Origin of the sequence: Variovorax sp. E3, assembly GCF_016082275.1 — a bacterium.
GTDB lineage: Bacteria > Pseudomonadota > Gammaproteobacteria > Burkholderiales > Burkholderiaceae_C > Variovorax.
In genome coordinates this window covers 86,350-105,646 of record NZ_MOWM01000009.1, presented here as the reverse complement: position 1 = coordinate 105,646, position 19,297 = coordinate 86,350, and the positions used below count along the sequence as shown (strand labels likewise).

At 66.0% G+C, this 19,297-nt stretch carries 22 protein-coding genes and 1 pseudogene; 14 read left to right on the top strand and 9 right to left on the bottom strand.

All coding sequences use genetic code 11. The features are described 5' to 3' along the window. Positions 1-13 precede the first annotated feature (13 nt). From BMG07_RS05800 to BMG07_RS05745, 13 genes and pseudogenes are all read left to right on the top strand, one after another. A pseudogene (locus BMG07_RS05800) lies at positions 14-1,323 on the top strand (Rieske 2Fe-2S domain-containing protein). Beyond that, complete coding sequence (locus BMG07_RS05795; RefSeq protein WP_198083752.1) at positions 1,320-1,835, top strand: nuclear transport factor 2 family protein; 516 nt, start codon at positions 1,320-1,322, stop codon at positions 1,833-1,835. Before BMG07_RS05800 ends, BMG07_RS05795 begins: the two are co-directional and overlap by 4 nt. A gap of 17 nt (positions 1,836-1,852) precedes the next feature. Further along, complete coding sequence (locus BMG07_RS05790; RefSeq protein ID WP_198083751.1) at positions 1,853-2,848, top strand: amidohydrolase family protein; 996 nt, start codon at positions 1,853-1,855, stop codon at positions 2,846-2,848. Positions 2,849-2,870: 22 nt separating this feature from the next. Beyond that, positions 2,871-3,914 carry a 2,5-dihydroxypyridine 5,6-dioxygenase gene (locus BMG07_RS05785; protein WP_198083750.1) on the top strand — a complete coding sequence of 348 codons (1,044 nt, stop codon included), beginning with the start codon at positions 2,871-2,873 and terminating at the stop codon, positions 3,912-3,914. Then, positions 3,911-4,552, top strand: coding sequence for an isochorismatase family protein (locus BMG07_RS05780; RefSeq protein ID WP_198083749.1), 642 nt, complete (start codon positions 3,911-3,913; stop codon positions 4,550-4,552). The genes BMG07_RS05785 and BMG07_RS05780 overlap by 4 nt, the downstream gene beginning before the upstream one ends. A gap of 51 nt (positions 4,553-4,603) precedes the next feature. Then, the gene (locus tag BMG07_RS05775; protein ID WP_198083748.1) at positions 4,604-5,782 is read left to right on the top strand and encodes an ABC transporter substrate-binding protein; all 1,179 of its coding nucleotides are present in this window, start codon (positions 4,604-4,606) and stop codon (positions 5,780-5,782) included. Between the two features lie 15 nt (positions 5,783-5,797). Next, positions 5,798-6,667 (top strand): branched-chain amino acid ABC transporter permease, encoded by an 870-nt coding sequence (locus BMG07_RS05770; RefSeq protein ID WP_198083747.1) that lies wholly within the window; start codon positions 5,798-5,800, stop codon positions 6,665-6,667. Next, on the top strand, positions 6,664-7,011 hold the full coding sequence (locus tag BMG07_RS41565) for a hypothetical protein (protein WP_269758685.1): 348 nt from the start codon (positions 6,664-6,666) through the stop codon (positions 7,009-7,011). The genes BMG07_RS05770 and BMG07_RS41565 overlap by 4 nt, the downstream gene beginning before the upstream one ends. Further along, on the top strand, positions 7,011-7,676 hold the full coding sequence (locus BMG07_RS05765) for a branched-chain amino acid ABC transporter permease (RefSeq protein WP_269758684.1): 666 nt from the start codon (positions 7,011-7,013) through the stop codon (positions 7,674-7,676). Before BMG07_RS41565 ends, BMG07_RS05765 begins: the two co-directional genes overlap by 1 nt. After that, positions 7,673-8,431 (top strand): ABC transporter ATP-binding protein, encoded by a 759-nt coding sequence (locus BMG07_RS05760; protein WP_198083746.1) that lies wholly within the window; start codon positions 7,673-7,675, stop codon positions 8,429-8,431. Before BMG07_RS05765 ends, BMG07_RS05760 begins: the two co-directional genes overlap by 4 nt. After that, positions 8,418-9,134, top strand: coding sequence for an ABC transporter ATP-binding protein (locus tag BMG07_RS05755; protein ID WP_198083745.1), 717 nt, complete (start codon positions 8,418-8,420; stop codon positions 9,132-9,134). The genes BMG07_RS05760 and BMG07_RS05755 overlap by 14 nt, the downstream gene beginning before the upstream one ends. Before the next feature lie 118 nt (positions 9,135-9,252). Beyond that, positions 9,253-10,494 carry an MFS transporter gene (locus BMG07_RS05750; protein WP_198083744.1) on the top strand — a complete coding sequence of 414 codons (1,242 nt, stop codon included), beginning with the start codon at positions 9,253-9,255 and terminating at the stop codon, positions 10,492-10,494. Between the two features lie 27 nt (positions 10,495-10,521). Next, positions 10,522-11,394 carry a LysR substrate-binding domain-containing protein gene (locus tag BMG07_RS05745; protein WP_198083743.1) on the top strand — a complete coding sequence of 291 codons (873 nt, stop codon included), beginning with the start codon at positions 10,522-10,524 and terminating at the stop codon, positions 11,392-11,394. 124 nt (positions 11,395-11,518) lie between these two features. Here BMG07_RS05745 and BMG07_RS05740 read toward each other — a convergent pair whose 3' ends face one another. The 7 genes from BMG07_RS05740 to BMG07_RS05715 form a co-directional block, all read right to left on the bottom strand. Beyond that, complete coding sequence (locus BMG07_RS05740) at positions 11,519-12,079, bottom strand: VOC family protein (RefSeq protein WP_198083742.1); 561 nt, start codon at positions 12,077-12,079, stop codon at positions 11,519-11,521. Between the two features lie 18 nt (positions 12,080-12,097). Then, complete coding sequence (locus tag BMG07_RS41560) at positions 12,098-12,688, bottom strand: zinc-binding dehydrogenase (protein ID WP_269758683.1); 591 nt, start codon at positions 12,686-12,688, stop codon at positions 12,098-12,100. Next, entirely contained in the window at positions 12,577-13,101 is a 525-nt protein-coding gene (locus BMG07_RS41555) for an alcohol dehydrogenase catalytic domain-containing protein (RefSeq protein ID WP_269758682.1), read from the bottom strand. Before BMG07_RS41555 ends, BMG07_RS41560 begins: the two co-directional genes overlap by 112 nt. A gap of 2 nt (positions 13,102-13,103) precedes the next feature. Further along, positions 13,104-13,682: an amino acid synthesis family protein gene (locus BMG07_RS05730; RefSeq protein WP_198083741.1), complete on the bottom strand. Its 579-nt coding sequence runs from the start codon at positions 13,680-13,682 to the stop codon at positions 13,104-13,106. A gap of 48 nt (positions 13,683-13,730) precedes the next feature. Continuing rightward, on the bottom strand, positions 13,731-14,702 hold the full coding sequence (locus BMG07_RS05725) for a tripartite tricarboxylate transporter substrate binding protein (RefSeq protein ID WP_269758681.1): 972 nt from the start codon (positions 14,700-14,702) through the stop codon (positions 13,731-13,733). Positions 14,703-14,772: 70 nt separating this feature from the next. Next, entirely contained in the window at positions 14,773-15,633 is an 861-nt protein-coding gene (locus BMG07_RS05720) for a fumarylacetoacetate hydrolase family protein (RefSeq protein WP_198083740.1), read from the bottom strand. Between the two features lie 489 nt (positions 15,634-16,122). Then, entirely contained in the window at positions 16,123-16,848 is a 726-nt protein-coding gene (locus BMG07_RS05715) for a GntR family transcriptional regulator (RefSeq protein WP_198083739.1), read from the bottom strand. Here BMG07_RS05715 and BMG07_RS05710 point away from each other — a divergent pair. Next, positions 16,772-17,470: an NAD(P)H-dependent oxidoreductase gene (locus BMG07_RS05710; protein WP_307866879.1), complete on the top strand. Its 699-nt coding sequence runs from the start codon at positions 16,772-16,774 to the stop codon at positions 17,468-17,470. The two genes, BMG07_RS05715 and BMG07_RS05710, sit on opposite strands and share 77 nt — an antisense overlap. Before the next feature lie 67 nt (positions 17,471-17,537). On the opposite strand, the gene BMG07_RS05705 is transcribed toward BMG07_RS05710, so the two are convergent. Both BMG07_RS05705 and BMG07_RS05700 read right to left on the bottom strand, forming a co-directional pair. Then, entirely contained in the window at positions 17,538-18,080 is a 543-nt protein-coding gene (locus BMG07_RS05705; RefSeq protein WP_198083738.1) for a cupin domain-containing protein, read from the bottom strand. A 9-nt stretch (positions 18,081-18,089) separates the two neighbouring features. Beyond that, positions 18,090-19,199, bottom strand: a complete 1,110-nt coding sequence (locus BMG07_RS05700) for an alcohol dehydrogenase catalytic domain-containing protein (RefSeq protein WP_198083737.1) — start codon at positions 19,197-19,199, stop codon at positions 18,090-18,092. Positions 19,200-19,297: the final 98 nt, after the last annotated feature.

The following is a 19,297-nucleotide window of genomic DNA, read 5'->3' as shown; positions in this document are numbered from 1 at the left end:
CAAAGGAGCTTTCATGTATCAATCGCAGGCGGTCATCGGCATCACGAATGCCCGAAAGAACCCGCCCTTGGAACAGTGCGTCTGGCCAGCCGACGCCATGAACAACATCCCGGACTGGATCTACACCAGCCAGGCGATCTATGACCAGGAGATCGAGCGCATCTTTCGGGGCGACACCTGGAATTTCGTCGCCCTGGAAGCGGAGATTCCCAACCCGGGCGACTACAAGCGCGGCTACGTCGGCGCTACGGCCGTCGTCATCGTTCGCGCGGAGGACCAAACGATCTCCGTCTTCGAGAACCGCTGCGCCCATCGCGGCGCGGAGTTCTGCCGCTCCAGCCTGGGCAACACGAAGGAGTTCGTCTGCCCCTACCACCAGTGGTCATACGACCTGAAGGGAAACCTGCAGGGCGTTCCGTTCAAGCGCGGCATCAACAAGGTCGGCGGCATGCCGGCGGACTTCAAGAACGCCGACCACGGCACCCGCCAGTTGCGCGTCGCTACACGCAACGGTGTGATCTTCGCCACCTACTCGGACAAGACCCCGCCTCTGGAGGAGTACATGACCACGGAGATCGCCGAGGAGTTCGACGTCCCGTTCTCGGGCAAGAAACTCAAGATCCTTGGCTACTGCCGCAACGAGCTTCCCTGCAACTGGAAGATGTACCACGAGAACCTCAAGGACCCGTACCACGCGACGCTGCTGCATTCGTTTCTCGTGGTGTTCGGCCTGCTGGTTCCCGGCATCAAGTCGATCGTGTTCGCGGACAAAGCGCATGGGCGCCACGGGTTCATGGCGTCGGCCAAGCCGGACGAAATCTATGCCACTGTCGCGGCCGACGACAAGGCGCAGATGCGATCCTTCAGCGACAGCCTGCGGCTGAGGGACGAACGGTTCCTGGACTACATACGGGAGTTCAAGTCGCCCTGGTCCGCCAACATGATGACCATGTGGCCGAACCTCATCGTTCAACGACAGATGAACACGATGGGCGTGCGCCAGATCATCCCGAACGGTCCCAACAGCATGGTGATGCAGTGGACCATGTTCGCTACGAGGACGACACGCCGGAGATGACACGGCACCGCCTTCGTCAGGGTAACCTGATGGGCCCGGCCGGCTTCCTGGGCCTGGAGGACAACGAGGCATTGAAGTTCGTCCAGGAGGGCCTGCGCAACTCGTCCACCGACAACAACGTCGTCAAGCTCGATGCCGGCCACGAAGGCACGACACGCAATCTCATTTCGGAGTCCTGCATCCGCTCCCTCTATCAGTACTACCGGGACGTGATGGACATCCGTGTCGCGGAGAGCGCAGCATGAAGGAGCGGCTCGCCTACGCCCAGCCCACCCTCTCGCCCCGACGCACGGCCGAGCTGCGTGCCGAGATCGAGTCGTTTCACGTCGAGTACTGTGCGGCCCTGGATGCGAACGACGTCGAGCGTTGGCCGGACTTCTTCAGCAAGGAAGCGACGTACCGCGTGACGTCGCGCCAGAACGCGCTGCTGAACATGCCCGTGGGACTCATCTACTGCGAGGGTCTGGACATGATCGTTGATCGCGCCCTCGCTGTCGCGCACTCGCAGATGTTCGCGCCGCGACACATGCTGCATGTGCTGGGGATTGCGCGCGTACTGCAAGAGACGGGGAGCACCATCAGTTCCCAGACCCCATTCATCTTGATGCAGACCCTGGTGGAGGGCCCGTCGACGGTGCATCTCGCCGGTGTCTATCACGACCGCTTCGTGCGCGAAGGCGAACGGCTGCTTCTTGCCAGCCGCGAAGTGATCCACGACACGGAAATTCTCGACACCGCCTTGGCCTACCCGGTCTGAGGCCACTTAGGAAGACTATGAATCAAACCCCCAAGATCGCGCTGGAGGAGCACTTCTGCGCCCCCGGCTTCGACGCGTACTCGGCGCCTTACACGCGAGCGCTTCCCGCCGACTTCGTCGCCAGGCTCGACGCCAGGCTGACCGACTTCGACGACCAGCGCCTTGCGCAGATGGACGCCGGGAACATCGAATACGTCGTGTTGTCGCAAACGATGCCCGGCGTACAGGCCGAGGCCGATCGCGACACCGCCGTGCGCCGAGCGCGCGAGAACAACGAGTTCCTGGTCGAGCGCGTGTCGCGCCATCCGGGACGCTTCGGCGCCTTTGCCCACGTGGCCATGCAGGATCCGAGCGCCGCGGCAAAAGAGCTGGAACGCACCGTCGTCGAGTATGGCTTCAAAGGCGCGATGATCAACGGCCATACCCTGGGCCGCTACTACGAAGGCGGCGCCTTCGATGTGTTCTGGGAGCGCGCGCAGGCGCTGGGGGTTCCCATCTATCTGCATCCGAACGCGTTCAGCCAGGCACCGGCCCTGCTCGAAGGCATGCCGGTGCTCCAGGGCGCTGCATGGGGATGGGGCGTGGAGACGGCGGGCCATGCGCTGCGCCTGCTGTTCGGCGGGGTGTTCGACCGGTTCCCGCGCCTGACCCTGGTGTTGGGCCACATGGGAGAGGCTCTGCCGTACCAGCGCTGGCGCATGGACAGCCGCTTCGCCGCGTATCCATGCGGCATCACGTTGGCGCGCAAACCCAGCGAGTACATCGGCAGCAACATCCTGATCACCACCTCCGGTGTGTGCTCCGCGCCGGCCCTGTTGGGCGCCATTGGCGAGCTCGGGGCGCAGGCCGTGCTCTTTTCGGTGGACTACCCCTACGAGTCGACCACCGAGGCCTGCACCTTCATCGAAGACGCACCCCTCGACGACAAGACACGGGCACAGGTGTGCCACGGCAACGCGCGCCGACTCTTCAAGCTAGGCAGCCCGGAAGAGCTGGCGCTGCTGCAGTTCTGAAACTTCACTCAAAGGACGAAAAATGGCAGTCAGCGACTATCAGATGATCAAGGCCTGGGACGAGGTCCTGAAGCTCAGCAAAGTCGAGCGCGGACAGACGGTCTCCATTCTGTGCGGTCCCCACACGCACCCGCAGACGCTCCAGACGGCAACGATTGCCGCGCAGGCCGCGGGCGCGGTCGTGACCAGGATCGAGCTGCAACCCATCAACGCGGAGAAGGCCACCAGCCGCGACCTGATGAACTACCTGGGCGCAACGCCCCTGACCAACAATGCGGCCGCGCTGGCGGCGATGAAGAACAGCGACCTCGTCCTGGACTTGATGCTGCTGCTGTTCTCGCCCGAACAGATGGAGATCCTCGAATCTGGAACGAAGATCCTTCTGGCCGTGGAGCCGCCGGAGGTGCTGGTGCGGGCGGTGCCCACCGAAGCCGACCGCAAGCGCGTGCTGGAGGCATCGAAGCTGCTCAAGAAGGCCAAGCGGATGCACGTGACGTCGCCGGCCGGCACGGACGTGACGTTCCGGCTCGGCGAATTCCCGGTCATCAGCGAGTACGGCTTCTGCGAGGAACCCGGGCGCTGGGACCATTGGCCGAGCGGCTTCCTCTTTACCTTCGCCAATGAAGGCGGCAGCGACGGCACCATCGTGATCGATCGCGGCGACATCCTGCTGCCGCAGAAGAACTATGTCTCCGACAAGATCACGATGAACCTGAGCGGCGGGTTCGTGCGCGGCATCGAGGGCGACGTCGATGCCGCCCTTCTGCGCGAGTTCATGGATGCCTACAAGGACCCCGAGGCTTACGCTATCGCGCACATCGGCTGGGGGATGCAGCCACGGTGCTACTGGCACACCCTGTCGCTGATGGACCGCGAGGCGACCACCGGCCAGGATGCGCGCTCGTTCGAAGGAAATTTCCTGTTCTCCCTGGGGCCGAACAACGAGGCCGGCGGCTCGCGCACCACGCCTTGCCACCTGGACATTCCGCTGCGCAATTGCACGGTGGCGCTGGATGACATCGTCGTGGTTCGCGACGGCAAGGTGATCGACGAGGCGTTCCAATGAGCGTCGATCAGGACATCTACCGCAAGCAGGGATTCGGCAACGCCGTAGCGCCCATGGCGCCCTACGGCCTGTTGATCATCGACTTCGTCAATGGCTTCGCCGATCCGCTCACATTTGGCGGCGGCAACATTGCCAGCGCCATCGAATGCACGCGCGGGCTGCTCGCCCAGGCGCGCCATCGCCAATGGCCGATCGTGCATACGCGGGTCGTGTACCAGGACGATGGCGCCGACGCGAACATCTTCGCGCTCAAGGTTCCTCCCATCCTGGCCTTGCGCGAGGATGCGAGTGAAAGCCAGATCGTGCCGCAACTGCAACCGGTGGCGGGGGAACTGGTGCTGCGCAAGACCAGTCCCTCGGCCTTCTTCGGGACTTCGCTGGCCGCGTGGTTGTCGCTGCGCGGCATACAGACCCTCCTGATTGCCGGATGCACGACCAGCGGCTGCGTGCGCGCCAGCGTGGTCGACGCGATGTGCCACGGGTTCCGTCCCCTCGTTGTCACCGACTGCGTGGGCGACCGCTCGCTGCAGGCCCACGACGCCAACCTGTTCGACATGAATCAGAAGTACGCGACCTTGATGGCCCGGGATGTCGCCCTCGAAGCGACCCGCGAGCCAGAAAACGGCGCTTCGGCCTAAGCCCCCCTGTTGCCCACCGCAACAGGCACGCCCCACCACCTGGAGAAAAGAATGAGCATCAAATTCGTTGCCGCCCTGGCGGTTTCACTCGCGACGATGGGCTTTCAGGCCCGCGCCGACGTCATCAAGGTCGGCGTCATCGCGCCGATGTCCGGCCCGTTCTCGGCCGTGGGGCAAACCTGGGAAGGTGCGACCAAGGCATACCAGAAGCTCAACGGCACGACCGTGGGCAAACACACGATCGAAGTCGTCTATCGCGACCTGCCGGAGATCAACCCGGCGCAAGCCAAGGCCCTGGCACAGGAACTGATCGTCAAGGAGGGCGCCCAGTACATCGCCGGGCTCTATTTCACCCCCGACACCCTGGCGGTGGCCGCGCTCGCGCAGGAGGCCAAGGTACCGGTCGTGATCTTCAACGCATCGACGTCCTCGCTGCTGGACAAATCGGACTTCCTGCTGCGCACTTCGTACACCTTGCCGCAAATGGCGGTGCCCGTGGCCAAGTACGCACTGGAGAAGAACGTCAGGAATGTCGTCACGCTGGTCAGCGACTTTGGTCCGGGCCTGGACGCCGAGAAGGCCTTCACCACGGCGTTCGTCAGCGGCGGAGGCCAACTGCTCGAGGCCATCCGTGCGCCGCTGAAAACCACCGACTTCGGTCCTTTGATGCAGCGCGTGAAGGCGCTCAAGCCCGACGCCCTCTACGTCTTCGCCCCGGGCGGTCCCGCGACCTATGCGATGGTCAAGGCCTACAACGAGGCTGGTTTGAGGACGGCCGGCGTGCGCTTTCTCGGCACCGCCGAGACCGATGAGGACCAGCTGCGAGCGATCGGCCCGGACCTTCTGGGCATCGAGACGGGCATGTTCTATTCGGCAACACACGACTCTGCGCTGAACAAGTCGCTCATCAAGGCCCTCGGCGAGGTGACCCCCAAGGCCATTCCGACCGTCCAGCTCGCGAACGCGTATGACGGCCTGCATGTGATCTATCACATGGTCCAGGCGACCGATGGGAAGCGGGACGGCGCCAAGGCGCTTGCCAGCGCCAGGGGGCATTCCTGGGAAAGCCCGCGAGGCCCCGTGAAGATCGACCCGACTTCCCGTGAGTTGGTGCAGAACGTCTACATGCGCGTCGTCGAAAAGGATCCGTCGGGACGCTACGTCAACCGGGAGTTCCGGACGTTCGAGATGCAGCCCGACTACGGCCGCTCCCAGAACGCCGCCAAGTAACGCAGAGCCTGCAGCATGTCTCTCGCGCTTCTTAGCAGCATTCTGATCGACGGGGTCGCCTACGCGATGATCCTGTTCATGATCACGGTGGGCCTGTCGATGACGATGGGCCTGATGCGGGTGGTGAATCTGGCCCATGGCGCCTTCGCGATGCTCGGCGGGTTCTTCGCGGCCACGATCCCGCAAAGCCTGGGCGTGCCGATCTGGCTGGGCTTCGTGCTGGCCATCGCGCTGGTCGCACTGGCTGCGCTGATGTTCGAGCGCCTCCTGCTTCGGCGCTTCTATCGGCGTGACGATCTCGATCAGATGCTGGTGACGATCGGCCTGATGTTCGTGGCGACGGCCGCGGTGAACCTGATGTTCGGCTCCACGGTGACAACGGTGGCGCTGCCGGAACTGCTGAACGGCACGGTCGACCTGGGCTTTCGGTCCATCCCTCGACATCGCCTCGTCGTGGTCGCCTGCGGGCTCGCGGTCGTCACCGTGCTTTGGCTGACGGTGGACAGATCGTCCTTCGGCATCCGGGTACGCGCCGCAGTCGACAACGCACCCATCGCACGGGCCATCGGCATCGACACGACGAAGATCTACGCGGCCACCTTTGCGATGGGTGCGGCGCTCGCCGCGCTGGGAGGCATCGCCGGCGCAGAACTGCTGCCCATGGAACCGACCTACGCCTCCAAGTACCTGGTGATCCTCCTGGCCGTCGTTGCCGTGGGAGGCAACGGAAATCTGTTCGGCTCATTCTTTGCAGCGTTGCTGCTGGGCATTGTGGAAACTTCGATGAAATACATGGTTCCGCAGCTCGCATCGGCTGCGTTTTTCCTCACGATGATCATCGTCCTGCTGGTTCGACCGCAAGGGCTCTTCGGGAGGCACGCATGAACGCGCTCAGTGCACTCAGGACGGTGACCGCACCGTCTCGCGCCCGCCCGTGGATGCAACTGCGCGGGGAGCTCGTGCTGACGATCGTGGGGCTGCTGGCCTTCGTGCTGTTCCCGCAGGACCTTGGCTTGCTCACCAACATGGCGACCATGTCCATCTTCGCGCTGTCGCTCAGTCTCGTGCTGGGCCAGGCCGGCATCGCGACCCTGGGTCAGGCCGCGTTATATGGCAGCGGCGCCTACGTGGCGGGCTGGACGGCGCTGTATCTCACGGCGGATCCGATGGTCGGCTTGTTGTTCGGCGGTCTGGGCGGCGGCGCGATCGCACTGCTGAGCGGCGCGTGATGCTGCGCTCGACCAAACTCACGCTGGTCATGCTGACCATCGCGGTGGCACAGCTGCTGCTTGAACTGGCCAACTGGGCCAGGTGGCTCACGGGCGGCGACGATGGCCTTGCCGGCTTCAGCATCGCTCCGCTGCTGGGCATCTGGGAATTCAACTTCCTGGGCCACACGGGCTACTTCTATGCCTTGGGCGCGCTTGTGCTCGTGTACTTCCTGGTGAGGAACCTGGTGGAGTCGCCATTCGGCCTGACGGCCAGGGCGATCCGGCAGGATCCCGGACGGGTTCAGGCGCTGGGCGGCCGCGTCTACCTGCATTTGCTGACCGTCTACACCGTCGGCGGTGTCGTGGCGGGGCTGGCTGGCGCATTGACGGCACAGACGAGCAAGGTGGCCAACCTCTTCATGCTGGATTTCACGACGTCGGCCGGTGTGGTGGTCATGATCGTTCTGGGCGGAGCGCGGCGCCTGTCAGGCGCCGTGCTCGGCACCGTCGCGTACATGACCATCCATCACATCGCATCGACGCTGAACCCCTATCACTGGCTGTTCTTCATCGGCTCGATGCTGATCGTCGTGCTCATCGTCCTGCCTGAAGGCTTGATCGGGCTCGTGGACCGCGTGGTGGCGTATACGAGACGGCTTGGTCGCAGCGGGGTGGCACGATGAACCACCGACTCGAGACCCACAACCTGAGCCACTCCTTCGGTGGCCTGGCGGTCACGCAGAACGTCACGCTGTCCCTGCCTCGGGGAGCCCGCACGGCATTGATCGGTCCCAACGGCGCAGGAAAGACGACGCTGGTCAATCTGCTGAGCGGGACGATCCGCCCGCGCTCGGGCGACATCCGGCTGGACGGCCGCTCGATCGTGCAGCTGCCGCAGTACGCACGCGTGCGCAGCGGCATCGTTCGCACGTTCCAGATCAGCCGCCTGTTCAAGGAACTCACGGTGGCGGACAACGTCAAGGTTGCCGTGCTGCAGCGGCACCGGGCCTCGATGCAGTGGTGGCCCTCGCCCGTGCGTTCCGCACGAGTGCGGGAAGATGTCGACGAGACACTCGGCATGCTGGGGCTGCATCCCCATGCGCATCGGGTGGTGGGACAACTGGCACTGGGCGAGCAACGGCTTGCGGAGATCGCCCTGGCACTCGCGATGCGGCCCCAGGTGCTGCTCCTCGATGAACCGGGCGCAGGCGTGCCGCAGGGAGAGGGCGGCCGGATCATGGACGCCATCGGAAGCTTGCCGAAGGATCTGTCCGTCCTGCTGATCGAGCACGACATGGACCTGGTTTTCCGGTTCGCGTCGCACATCATCGTCCTGGTCGCCGGTTCGGTGATGTGTGAGGGAACGCCGCAAGAAGTCGCTGCCAACGAGCAGGTCAAGCAAATCTACTTCGGACGAGACGGCCATGCCCACCACTGAACTGCGATTCGACGACGTCACCGCCGGCTATGGCGCCCTGCCAGTCCTCGAGCACCTCAGCTTCAGCGTACGCGAAGGCGAGCGCCTCGGACTGATCGGACGCAACGGCGCCGGCAAGACCACGACCCTCGCGACAGCCGTGGGCCTGGCCGACCTGATGAAGGGGCGCATTCATTTCGGCGCCGACGACATCAGCAACGCGAGCACCTTCGCACGCGCGCGCGCCGGCCTGGGCTACGTCCCGCAGAGCCGCGACATCTTCCCCTCGTTGACGGTGGAGGAAAACCTGCTGTCGGGCTTGCAGGGACGCTCGGCGGGCGTTGCCCTGCCTCCGATCTACGCGCTGTTTCCGCGGCTCAAGGAACGCCGGCGCAACGCAGGCACGCAGTTGTCCGGCGGCGAGCAGCAAATGCTGTCCGTGGCACGCGCACTCGTCGGGCAGCCGCGCATCCTGTTGCTCGACGAACCGCTGGAAGGCCTGGCGCCCATGGTGCGCGAGGAGTTGATGGATGCCATCGTCCGGATGAGCGACCAGCTCGGCGTGGGCTGCATCATCGTGGAGCAGCACGTGGATGTCGTTCTCGGGTTTTCCGACAACGTGATCGTGCTGGAACGGGGCCTGGCCGCCTACGCCGGATCCGCAGCGGCGCTGAGCGGCGAAGAGGCATTGCTGAACCGCACCATTGGCATCCAGAAGTGCTGACGACGAATGCGCGCCGTTCGACCGTGTGTGCATGCCGATGGCGCTGCCAGATTCTTCTCGGCGAGGGCGACGGCCGCCGTTCCTGCGTTCAATTTCAATTCGTCTCAAGGATACGCACATGACGCCCTCTCCTTCCTCACCTTCAGAACTGCGGCAGCATTGGCGCTACGTTCTGGGTTGCTTCCTCGGCCTGGCCAGCGGCGTCTCGTCGCTGTACTTCTACAGTTCCGGTCTGTTTCTGAAGCCGCTCGCAGCGGAGTTCGGATGGACCCGGGGCACGGCCTCCCTGGGGTCGCTGACCAGCAGCGTGCTGCTGGGCTGCGCCGCGCCGTTCATCGCGCAGGTCATCGACCGCTACGGCGCGCGACGCGTCACCCTGCTCTCCCTGGTGGGCCTGTCAGCGTCGTTCCTGCTTCTGGGGGTGTGGACGCAAGGCTTGGCCAGTTTCCTTGCGCTGGTCACTGTTCTGACACTGCTCGGTGGTGCGACCTCGCCTTTGTCGTTCACGAGAATCCTTGTGGGCAAGTTTTCTCGTCAACGCGGGCTGGCGCTGGGCATCGCCATCACCGGAACCGGTGTGGGGGCCATCCTGATACCGTTGATCGTCACGCCGGCCATCGCCAATTTCGGATGGCGAGCCACCTACCTGGGCCTTGCGGCCATTGTGCTTGCGCTTTTGCCGTTGATCGCCTACTTCCTGCGGGGCGCGGACGCGGCCCCTGCGGAGAAACCGCGTCCCGCCCCGGCAGGAAGTAACCTGAAGGCGCTGGCGGATCCACGCTTCTTCCGCATGGCCGCAGTCTTCCTGTTGTGCTCGGTCGGCATCTTCGGCACGATCGTGCACGTCGTTCCGATGCTCACCGATCTCGGGCTTTCCCCGAACCGCGCCGCCGGTCTCGCCAGCATCCTGGGCGTGGCGGTCATCGTCGGACGGATCGTGACCGGCTTTCTGCTGGACATGTTCGACGCCGCGCGCTTGTCGGCCACGCTCTTCATGCTGTCTGCGACCGGCATGCTGCTTCTGGCGACCGGCAACTCGGCGCTGGTGCTTCCCGGGTTGCTCATGACGGGCTTCGCGGTCGGCGCGGAGTTCGACCTCGCAGCCTATCTGGTGAGCCGAAAATTCCCGCTGAACCTCTACAGCACCCTCTTCGGGGGCGTCTATGCCACGGTGGCAATCGGCGCCGGCATCGGGCCATTCCTCGCAGGGCTGCTCTTTGACATTTCCGGCAGCTATATCTCGTGGCTTTGTCTGGCGGCAGGATTGCTGCTCGCAGCCGCGATGATCTGCCTGACCGAGCGCGCGGGCGCCACGCACGCGGGCGGCACGGTCGCGGCGGCAGGTTCGAGCGAGCGCTGAGCTCGCTGCGCCTTCGCGCTGGACGCAATGCAAAGCCTTCGTGCGCTCCTGGGGCCGCTGCGGGTGTTCGATGCAGTGTGCCGCGCCAAGGGGATCACTCGGGCCTCCCAGGTGCTGCACGTGACCCCCGGTGCTGTCAGCCAGCAGATCAAGCAGTTGGAGACCGGACTCGGAGCGCAGCTGTTTCAGAAAGCCGGCCGGGAGATCGAGCTCACCGCGGTGGGCAAACGACTGGCCCACCGCGTCTCGGATGCTTTCGATCGCCTGAACGATGCGCTCAATGACGTGGTCGATATCCGGCTGGACAAGCGGCTACGCCTGAAAGTGACGCCGAGCCTGGCCATCCGTTGGCTGGTACCTCGCCTGCGCGGCTTCTACGCGCAACATCCCGACATCGATCTCGAGATTTCGACCATTGCACGGGCCGACGACATCCGGCTGGAGGGCGCCGACTGCGCGATCCGGCATGGCATGGGAGAGTGGGGAGATGTCGAGCTGGACCACCTCTTCGACGACGAATTCCTGCCCGTCTGCGCGCCCCACCTGGCCAGGCATCTGAAGGCACCTCGCGACCTGCTGCAAGCCAACCTGCTGCACTCGATGATGCGGCCAGAGGCCTGGTCGCTCTGGTTCAGTTCGGCCGACCTTGCAGATTTCCCGCGCCTGCACGGCATCACTCTTGCAAATGCCGCGCTGTGCTACCAGGCCGCGGCCGATGGCCTGGGGGTCGCCATCGCGCAGCGCGCCTACGTGGACGACGAAATCCGCAGCGGGCGGCTGGTCGTTGCGGTGGATCACATCGCCAGAACGGAGTCCGGCTACTACCTGGTCTGCGATCCGCTGAAGGCCGCGCAGGCGCCCGTGAGGCTTTTCAGAGACTGGATCCGTTCTGTCCGGTAGCCACCGCAACGGGCGCGATTGGATCCCACCCATGCCGGGACCGAGGTCGCCGGCTTGTCGGGCGCCTCCTGCCTCCTGCGGCGATCCGCGCCCCCCGCTGCGCTCCACCTCGGGCGGGACAGGCTCATCGATGTGTGGCGCGCAGCGCTTCCCCGCGCCGGGCGAAACGGGCGGCCCATTCTTCCGCGGGCATGAAGCTGGGGTCCGCGCGGACCGCACGCTCCGTCTGGGCCCAGATCGCATCGTCGGTGTCGTCCAGATCCAAAGGATCTCCATGCGGTTGGCTGACGTACCACGGCGTGTCGAGGTAGACCTCGACCGTATTGTCCTCGGGGTCCATGCAGTAGATGGAAAGGGCGTTGCCATGGTTCAGGCCGCGCATCTTCGTCGCGCCCAGCGACAACGCGCGGCGCCGCGCCTCGCGCAGGTGGTCGATGGTCTTCACCTTGAACGACAGTTGCATCACGGTGCTCGGCGCGTCCACGGCGCGGCCGCCGGCCAGCACCAGCTGGTGGTGCTGGTCGTCGCGCCCGCTCAGGAACACGAGCTCGTACCGGAAGGTGCCCCCGACACCCCGGTCGGTTTCCTGCATGTCGAACACGCCGGTGTAGAAGCGCTTCATCACCGCGAGGTCCTGGCAGAAGATGCCGCAGTGCGACAGGTTGGGAATGTAGGGTGCGTTCACGATGGCCTCGATGGGGAGTCAGGGAATCAGGACGAGTTTGCCGAGCGAATTGCCGTGGTCCAGCAGCTCGTGCGCGCGCCGCGCCTCGGCCAGCGGGATGCGGGTGGCACGCGCAGCGCGCACCTTTCCCGCCGCCATCAGCGCGATGGCCTCCTCCATGAGGCCGCGGCGCTGCGCGATGTCGCTGTCGATGGTGTGGATCGAGAACGTGCGGATCGCCAGGCTCCTGCCGAGCAGCTTTCGCAGTTCGCCGAAGACGTCGTTCGCGGGTGGGCCCGCGAGGATGTTGTAGGAAACGGCCATGCCGAATGGCGCCAGCGATCGCAGGCAGGCAATGAAGAGCGCGCCGCCGACATGGTCGAACGCCAGGTCGGCGCCGCGCCCGTCGGTCAGCGCCATCACGCGGTCGGGCAGCGTCGCGGGGTCGCCATCGATGACCTCGCTCACGCCGTTCTCCAGCGCGAAGGCGCGCTTCTCGTCCGACGAGGCGGTGCCGATCACGCGCAGCCCGCGTGCGCGCGCAACCTGCGCCAGCGCGGTCGCGACGCCGCCCGCCGCACCCGGCACGAGGATGGTCTGCGCCCGCAGGTTGCCATTGCTCGCAAGCAACGCAAGAGCGAGCTGGAAGTTGCCCAGCTCACCGCGTCCTCGAAGCCCAGCCCCGGCGGCAGCACAAAAGGCGCCGACTCGCTCACGCAGATGCATTCGGCGTAGCAGCCGCCGCGCTGCGCGAGTTCGCGCGCGCTCACGAGCACGCGATCGCCCTCGGACAGACGCGTGACGCCCGCGCCGACCGCATCGACCATTCCCGCCATTTCGTTGCCCGGAATGGCCGGCAGCGGCGGCATCCACTTGTAGGTGCCGTTGCGGATGAGCACGTCGGGACCGCCCGCGCCGATGGCCGCGGCCCGGACGCGCACCTGGCCCGGGCCGGGATCGGGCAGCGGCACGTCGACCAGCCGAAGCACCTCGGGGCCGCCCGTTTCGGACAGCTGCACGGCGCGCATGGTGTGGTTCGTCATGCTCAACGCTGCCCGTCGTTCACCGAGACCTTGTCCTTGGTCAGGCCGCCCAGGCGCGAGTGGATGCGCCCGCCGTCGGCCATCACCAGCGCGAAGAGAATCTCGTCGGGCCGCGGCGCGTCCTGGATGCCCACCTCGACGGTGTTGAAGTGGCTGCGTACGTAGGCAGCGTGGATGTAGTGCAGCGGCACCATCAGGCGGTAGCCGGTGGCTGCGACCGCCTTGGCCGCGGGCACGATGGCCTTGGGCTCGCCGAGCACCTGGCGCATCGCCCAGCCGCCGGCCTCGTGCCAGACCGCGCCGTGCTCGAGTTCGCCGTTAACGCCGACGATGGCCGCCTTGCTGTAGGCCTCGACGTTGTCCTTGCCCAGCGTGGCCACGAGTTCCTCGGCCAGCGAGGTGCCCAGGCTTCTCAGTTCCGCCATGAACGGCATCAGGTCGGGCTCGTAGCGGCCGGCGTAGGGGTTGCGGACGACCGCGCACGCGGCGGCAATGCGCAGCGGTTTGCGCGGCGGTGGGCCGCCCTCGTGGAAGACGGTCTCGACGGTGAGGCTTCGCTTGCGCAGCGCGATCAGTGACATGGCGTGAGTCTTTCGTTCATTCATGCGTCCAATCATTCGGACGGTCGTTCATTGCCTGGGAATCCTTGCGTCGGCGACCACCTGGGTCCACTTTTCCAGCTCCCGTGCCACCAGAGCCTTCATCTCCTCGGGCGTGCTGCCGCGTGCCTCGCCACCCATGTCCTCCAGGCGCTGGCGCACCGACGGAGCCTGCAGCGCACGCAAAGTCTCGGCGTTGAGCCGATCGACGATTGCGCGCCGAGTGCCCGCCGGCGCCAGGATGCCCGCCCACGAGCGCACGTCATACCCCGCTATGCCCTGCTCCGCAACCGTCGGTACCTTCGGCAGTCCCGGCCAGCGCTGCGGCCCCGTCGTCGCCACGGCGCGCAGCTTGCCGGCCTGGATGGTCGAAAGCACCGCCGTCGGCGGCGCGATGATGAAGGGCACCTCGCCACCGAGCAGCGCGGTGACGGATGCGGCATCGCCGCGGTAGGGCACGTGCATCATCGACACGCCGGCCATCTTGGTGAGCAGTTCGCCGGCCAGATGGTGTGTCGACCCGATGCCTGCGGTGCCGTACGCCACCGTTCCCGGCGCGGCCTTCGCCAGCGCGACGAGTTCGGCGAGCCCCTGCACCTTCGAACCGGCGTTGACGACGATCAGGAAGGGAAAGTAGGTGACGGTGGACACGGCCTCGAAGTCGTCCACGGTCTTGTAGGGCAGCGTGTTGTAAAGCGCCCCCGCCACCGCGTGCCCGCCGGTGGCCAGCAGAAGGGTGTAGCCGTCGGGCTTGGCGCGCGCGACCGAGGCTGCCGCAATGGTGCCGCCCGCGCCCGGCTGCGCTTCGACCACGATCGGCCGACCGAGCGCCTTGCCCATCTCGACGCCGATGGCCCTGGCGATCGCATCGGCATTGCCGCCCGGCGCGAAGCCCTGGTAGAGCTTCACCGCTCGATCGGGGTAGCCCTGCGCAAGGGCCTGGCAGGCCGGCCACGCGGCGGCAGTCGCCGCGCAGGCGGCCAGAAGGGTTCTTCGTTTCAAGGTTTTGTCTCCTGGGGGGCGGCGCCCTTTTGCGGGCGTCTCGCACGATGCCGGACCGAAGGACGGGCGCTCAGTCTTGCGCCACCACGCGATTGCGCAGCAGGCCCACGGCTTCGATCTCGACTTCGACGATGTCGCCCGGCTTCATGAAGCGCGGGGGCTTCTTGCTCCAGCCCACGCCGGCCGGCGTGCCGGTGATGACCACGTCGCCGGGTACCAGCGTGAAGATCGTGGACGCGTACGCAATCAATCGCGGAATCGGGAAGATCATGTGTCCCGTGTGGCTCGACTGCACCACCTCGCCGTTGAGGCGCGTCTCGAGCTTGAGCTCGCGCCCCGGCGCGATCTCGTCGGCCGTGACCATCCACGGGCCGAAGCCGCCGGTCGATTCGAAGTTCTTGCCCGAGGCGATCTGCTTGGCGTGGAACTGCCATTCCCGCACGCTGCCGTCGTTGTAGCAGCTGTAGCCGGCCACGTGCTTCCAGGCGTCGGCCTCCTGGATATCGCGGCCGCCCTCGCCGATGATCACCGCCAGTTCGCCCTCCCAGTCGAGCGACTCGGACACGCGCGGGCGCACGATCGGCCCTTCGTGCGGCGTCTGCGAACGCCACACGCGCAGGAAGATCGGCGGCTGCTCGGACAGCTCGCGATGCATGCCCGCGGCCAGCACCTCCTGGTGGTGGTCCATGTAGTTGCGCACGGCGCAAATGATCTTCTCGGGTTTCGGAATCACCGGCAGGTAGCGCACGTCGGACAACGGCACATCGGCGGCGAGCCCCGCCACCAGTGCGTCGCGGCGCGCGAAGTCCGCGCTGGCGATGAAGTCGGCCAGCGTGGCGTGGCCGGTCCGGGCGGCCAGTTCGACCACGCCGGCGTCGACGACGGCGCCCCAGGTTTCGCGGCCTGCGAGTGAGTAGGACATCAGTTTCATGCGTTGACTCTTTCGGATTGGGCGTTGCACAACGGGGCGGCATCGACCCGTGTTCAGTTTTCAGTTTAATGCACGAATAGATTTTTGTGCATAAAACAAAATACATGCATAGTGGTTTCCACGGGGGCAGGTGCGACCGCTGCAGTGACGGGGAGAGAACGTACCCATCGCCGAAGAAGGTGCTTTGCGCAGGCGCGGCTCCCTTGATGCGGCCATGCAGGCCGCCTGAAAGGCGGAGGTGGAAAGGTCTGTCCCTGCGCCCTTGCCGTGGACGGCAAGGGCAGGCAACTTCGCGCTGAAGTGCCCGCGGAAGGTCAAGGCGCTGGTCGGGTCCAGACCTCGGGCTTGCCCGATCCCGGCACCGACGATCTATCGCGCGCCAAGGGCGTACCCATGGGCCCGGTAGGCGGGTATGGGGCGGCTACCTGGGCATCGTCGGCACTCGCATGCGCATGCGCATGACGGACCGCAACCCGCAAGCAGCAGGTGCTAGCTCTTGCCGGCCCGCTCCGCGGCCGTGCCGAGCACCGCCATCACGTTGCGCTGCGTGCTGAGGATGTGTTCTTCCAGCAGCGCACAGGCCGTTTGCGCATCGCGGCGCAGGGTGGCGTCCATGATCTTGCGGTGCTCGTTGGACTTGCGCCGTGCCGCCTTGCGAAAGCGGGCCGAGTAGCGGCGGTAGCGCTCGGCTTGATCGAAAAGGCTCGCGCTCCAGTTGCGCATGCGCTCCGACGGGCAGGCCGCCAGCAGCGCGGCGTGGAAGGCCGAGTGAACCTGGGTCCAGTCGTCATCGAGCACGACGGGACCATCACCAAGGCGGCCCTCGATTTTCTCGAGCCGATGGTAGGCGCCGACCACCATCGCTTCCCACGCGTCGTCGCCATTCGCGATCGACTCGCGAAGCGCCGGGAGGTCGAGCATGACGCGCATCCGGCTGATGTCCGCGAGATCCTCCGGCGAGATGTCCGCCACGCGGAAGCCGCGACGCTCGTCGGAACGGATCAGCCCTTCCTGCGCCAGACGGCTCAGCGCCTCCCTCAACGGGCTGCTAGAGAAACCATAAGCGGCCTGGAGCTCGTCGAGCTTGAGCTTCGCGCCAGCGCCATAGGTGCCCGACAGAACATCCTGGCGCAACCGGATGAAGGCCTGGTCGACGAGCGGAAGCGCCCGGTCGGCGGTCGGTTCTTTTTTGTACATGGTTTCGATTTTATGCATAAACTCCCCTCGCCCAAAAACCGGAGCCGAACACCTTGAAGAACGACGACCACCCCACCGCGCAGCTTGTCGCCATCTCCGGCAGCCTTCGCCGGGCCTCGAGTTGCACGGCCGTGCTGCGCAGCCTGCAACCCTTGCTGCCACCCGGCGTGACGGTGCGGATCGTCACGCTCGAAGACATTCCGCCCTACAACGCCGACCTCGACGCGACGCCCCGCCCGAACCCGTGGCACGGCTCAAGAACGCCATTGCAGGCGCCGACGGCCTCGTGCTGTGCTCGCCCGAATACAACTACGGCATGCCGGGCGTGCTGAAGAACGCCATCGACTGGGCCTCCAGGCCGGGCTTCGCCTCGCCGCTCAGGAGCAAGCCGGCGCTCATCATGACCGCGTCGCCCGGCACCGCCGGCGGCGTGCGGGCGCAGGCGCAGATCCGCGACGCACTGGCCGCCACGCTGGCGCGCCCATTGGCGCGCCAGCACGTGGCCATCGCCAACGTGGCCTCGCGCATCCAGGACGGCCGGCTGGCCGATGCGCCGACGCTCGACTTCATCCGCGTGGCCCTCGAAGAACTGCTGGACGAGATCGCGATGCTGGCCGGCGCGCGCCTGCGGCCGGCCTGAGCCGGTCATCGGCGCAGCGGACCATGCCGCGGTCATCGGCGCAGCGGACCATGCCGCGGTCCCCGGCTCACGCCGTGCGCTTCGCCCCCATCAGCACGAACAGCATCGTGGCGGGCTTGTCGCTCAGGTTCCGCCAGGCATGGCGGTTGCCGTGCTGCACGGCCACGTCGTGCCGGCGCAGCGCAACCTGCGCGCCGTCGTCCAGTTCCAGCGTGATCTCCCCGTCGAGCACCACGTCGTAGTCGATGCTGTCCGTGGTGTGCATGCCGGGATGGTCGACTTCGAAGGCCTCGGCCAGCCCGGGGATCTTTTGCGCGAACTCGGCACCGAATGCCGCGCCGTCGAAGTCGGCACGCGTCATCACGCTGTCGGGCGGGAAGGTCACGAACATGAGCAGTGTTTCCCCCTGCCCCGGCACGAAGGTGGCCGAGCGGGTGCGGTCGCGCGGCGCGCCTGGCCCGACCTGCCCCGTGCCGTCCGTGGCCCACAACAGCGTCGCCGCAAAGCCGGGCGAACTCTCGAATTCGACGGCGCGCGCAGCCGCCGTGTCCTCGAACACCCGGGAGCGGCCGTCGACCGATGTCCCTGCCACCACACGTCTGACTTTCATGTGCGCCTCTCAGGGATTGATGACGAAGTTGCTGAAGCCGCCGTTGCGGCTCGCGATGCCCGAGATGGCCTCGTTCACGCGCTCCAGCGGATGGCAGACGTGCTCGAAGATGGAGAGGTCCAGCGTTCCGGCCTCGGCCATGTCGGCAATGTCCTGGCCTTCGCCGGCGGTGAACCAGGCCGAGCCCTCGATGCTCTGCTGGTCGTCCATCATGGTGTGCAGGTCCAGCCCGACCATGCCGGCGATGGCGCCGATGTTGAAGGCACGGCCACCTCGCTTGAGCGCACGGATGCCCTGCTGCATCGTCTCGTGCGGCGCGCCGGGGCCCAGGGCATCGATGAAAGTGTCCACGCCCAGGCCCCCCGTGCGCGCCTTGGCCCAGGCGTCGATGGCTTCGCCGCCGGCATTGGAGAACACCTCGATGCGATCGGGCGCCAGCGCCTTCACCCGGGCGAGCAGTTCAGCGTTGCGCCCGGTGCCGAGGATGCGCGTGGCGCCCATGGCCAAGCCGAACAGCGCGCCACCGATGCCCAGTGTGCCGCTGACGCCGTTGACGAGCATGCTCTTGCCCGGCCCGATGCCCGCCTTGCGCATGGCCGAGTACATGGTGCCCAAGTAGCCGAAGCGCGCGGCCTGGTTGAAGCTGACGTTGTCGGGCAACTTCACCAGGGCGTACTGCGGCGCGATCATGTATTCGGCCAGTCCGCCGTTGGGATAGTTCTTGTAGAGCTTGAGCGAGTGCTCAGAGAAGCCGAAGTAGCCGCTGAAGGCATAGTGCGTGCAGTTGATCAGGTCGCCGCCGCGGCAGGCCCGGCAGCCGCCGCAGTACAGGCTGGGGTTGACGTACACGCGGTCGCCCGGCTTCCAGGCATGCACGTGCGATCCCACCGCGGTGACCTCGCCCGCCGGGTCCAGGCCGAACACCGCGGGCAGCGGCGGCAGCGGCAGTTCCGGGAACCAGGTGGTCCAATTGGCCAGGATGTTGCCCAGGTTGGGCACGATGCCGCAGGCCCTCACGCGGACTTGCACATCGTTGGCCGCGGGCTGCGGAATGGGCAGTTGCTCGATTTCCATGGGGGCGCCTACCTTGTGAAGGCGCGCGGCTTTCATCGTCGACATCTTGTCTCCTTTTAAAAAATGCACAATTTGCAGTTTTGTGCATTTTCTTCCCCATGCCCACCGTCGCATCGGTATGAACCCTGAATGCACGTTCAAGT

Bases quoted from the DNA above. Each gene is read 5' to 3' on its own strand.
- BMG07_RS05700 (WP_198083737.1), bottom strand. From the start codon at position 19,199: ATGTCGACGATGAAAGCCGCGCGCCTTCACAAGGTAGGCGCCCCCATG.
- BMG07_RS05790 (WP_198083751.1), top strand. From the start codon at position 1,853: ATGAATCAAACCCCCAAGATCGCGCTGGAGGAGCACTTCTGCGCCCCC.
- BMG07_RS05755 (WP_198083745.1), top strand. From the start codon at position 8,418: ATGCCCACCACTGAACTGCGATTCGACGACGTCACCGCCGGCTATGGC.
- BMG07_RS05780 (WP_198083749.1), top strand. From the start codon at position 3,911: ATGAGCGTCGATCAGGACATCTACCGCAAGCAGGGATTCGGCAACGCC.
- BMG07_RS41555 (WP_269758682.1), bottom strand. From the start codon at position 13,101: ATGACGAACCACACCATGCGCGCCGTGCAGCTGTCCGAAACGGGCGGC.
- BMG07_RS05770 (WP_198083747.1), top strand. From the start codon at position 5,798: ATGTCTCTCGCGCTTCTTAGCAGCATTCTGATCGACGGGGTCGCCTAC.
- BMG07_RS05775 (WP_198083748.1), top strand. From the start codon at position 4,604: ATGAGCATCAAATTCGTTGCCGCCCTGGCGGTTTCACTCGCGACGATG.
- BMG07_RS05715 (WP_198083739.1), bottom strand. From the start codon at position 16,848: ATGCATAAAATCGAAACCATGTACAAAAAAGAACCGACCGCCGACCGG.
- BMG07_RS05750 (WP_198083744.1), top strand. From the start codon at position 9,253: ATGACGCCCTCTCCTTCCTCACCTTCAGAACTGCGGCAGCATTGGCGC.
- BMG07_RS05795 (WP_198083752.1), top strand. From the start codon at position 1,320: ATGAAGGAGCGGCTCGCCTACGCCCAGCCCACCCTCTCGCCCCGACGC.
- BMG07_RS05785 (WP_198083750.1), top strand. From the start codon at position 2,871: ATGGCAGTCAGCGACTATCAGATGATCAAGGCCTGGGACGAGGTCCTG.
- BMG07_RS05705 (WP_198083738.1), bottom strand. From the start codon at position 18,080: ATGAAAGTCAGACGTGTGGTGGCAGGGACATCGGTCGACGGCCGCTCC.
- BMG07_RS05730 (WP_198083741.1), bottom strand. From the start codon at position 13,682: ATGTCACTGATCGCGCTGCGCAAGCGAAGCCTCACCGTCGAGACCGTC.
- BMG07_RS05760 (WP_198083746.1), top strand. From the start codon at position 7,673: ATGAACCACCGACTCGAGACCCACAACCTGAGCCACTCCTTCGGTGGC.
- BMG07_RS05710 (WP_307866879.1), top strand. From the start codon at position 16,772: ATGAAGGCCTGGTCGACGAGCGGAAGCGCCCGGTCGGCGGTCGGTTCT.
- BMG07_RS05765 (WP_269758684.1), top strand. From the start codon at position 7,011: ATGCTGCGCTCGACCAAACTCACGCTGGTCATGCTGACCATCGCGGTG.
- BMG07_RS05745 (WP_198083743.1), top strand. From the start codon at position 10,522: ATGCAAAGCCTTCGTGCGCTCCTGGGGCCGCTGCGGGTGTTCGATGCA.
- BMG07_RS05720 (WP_198083740.1), bottom strand. From the start codon at position 15,633: ATGAAACTGATGTCCTACTCACTCGCAGGCCGCGAAACCTGGGGCGCC.
- BMG07_RS41565 (WP_269758685.1), top strand. From the start codon at position 6,664: ATGAACGCGCTCAGTGCACTCAGGACGGTGACCGCACCGTCTCGCGCC.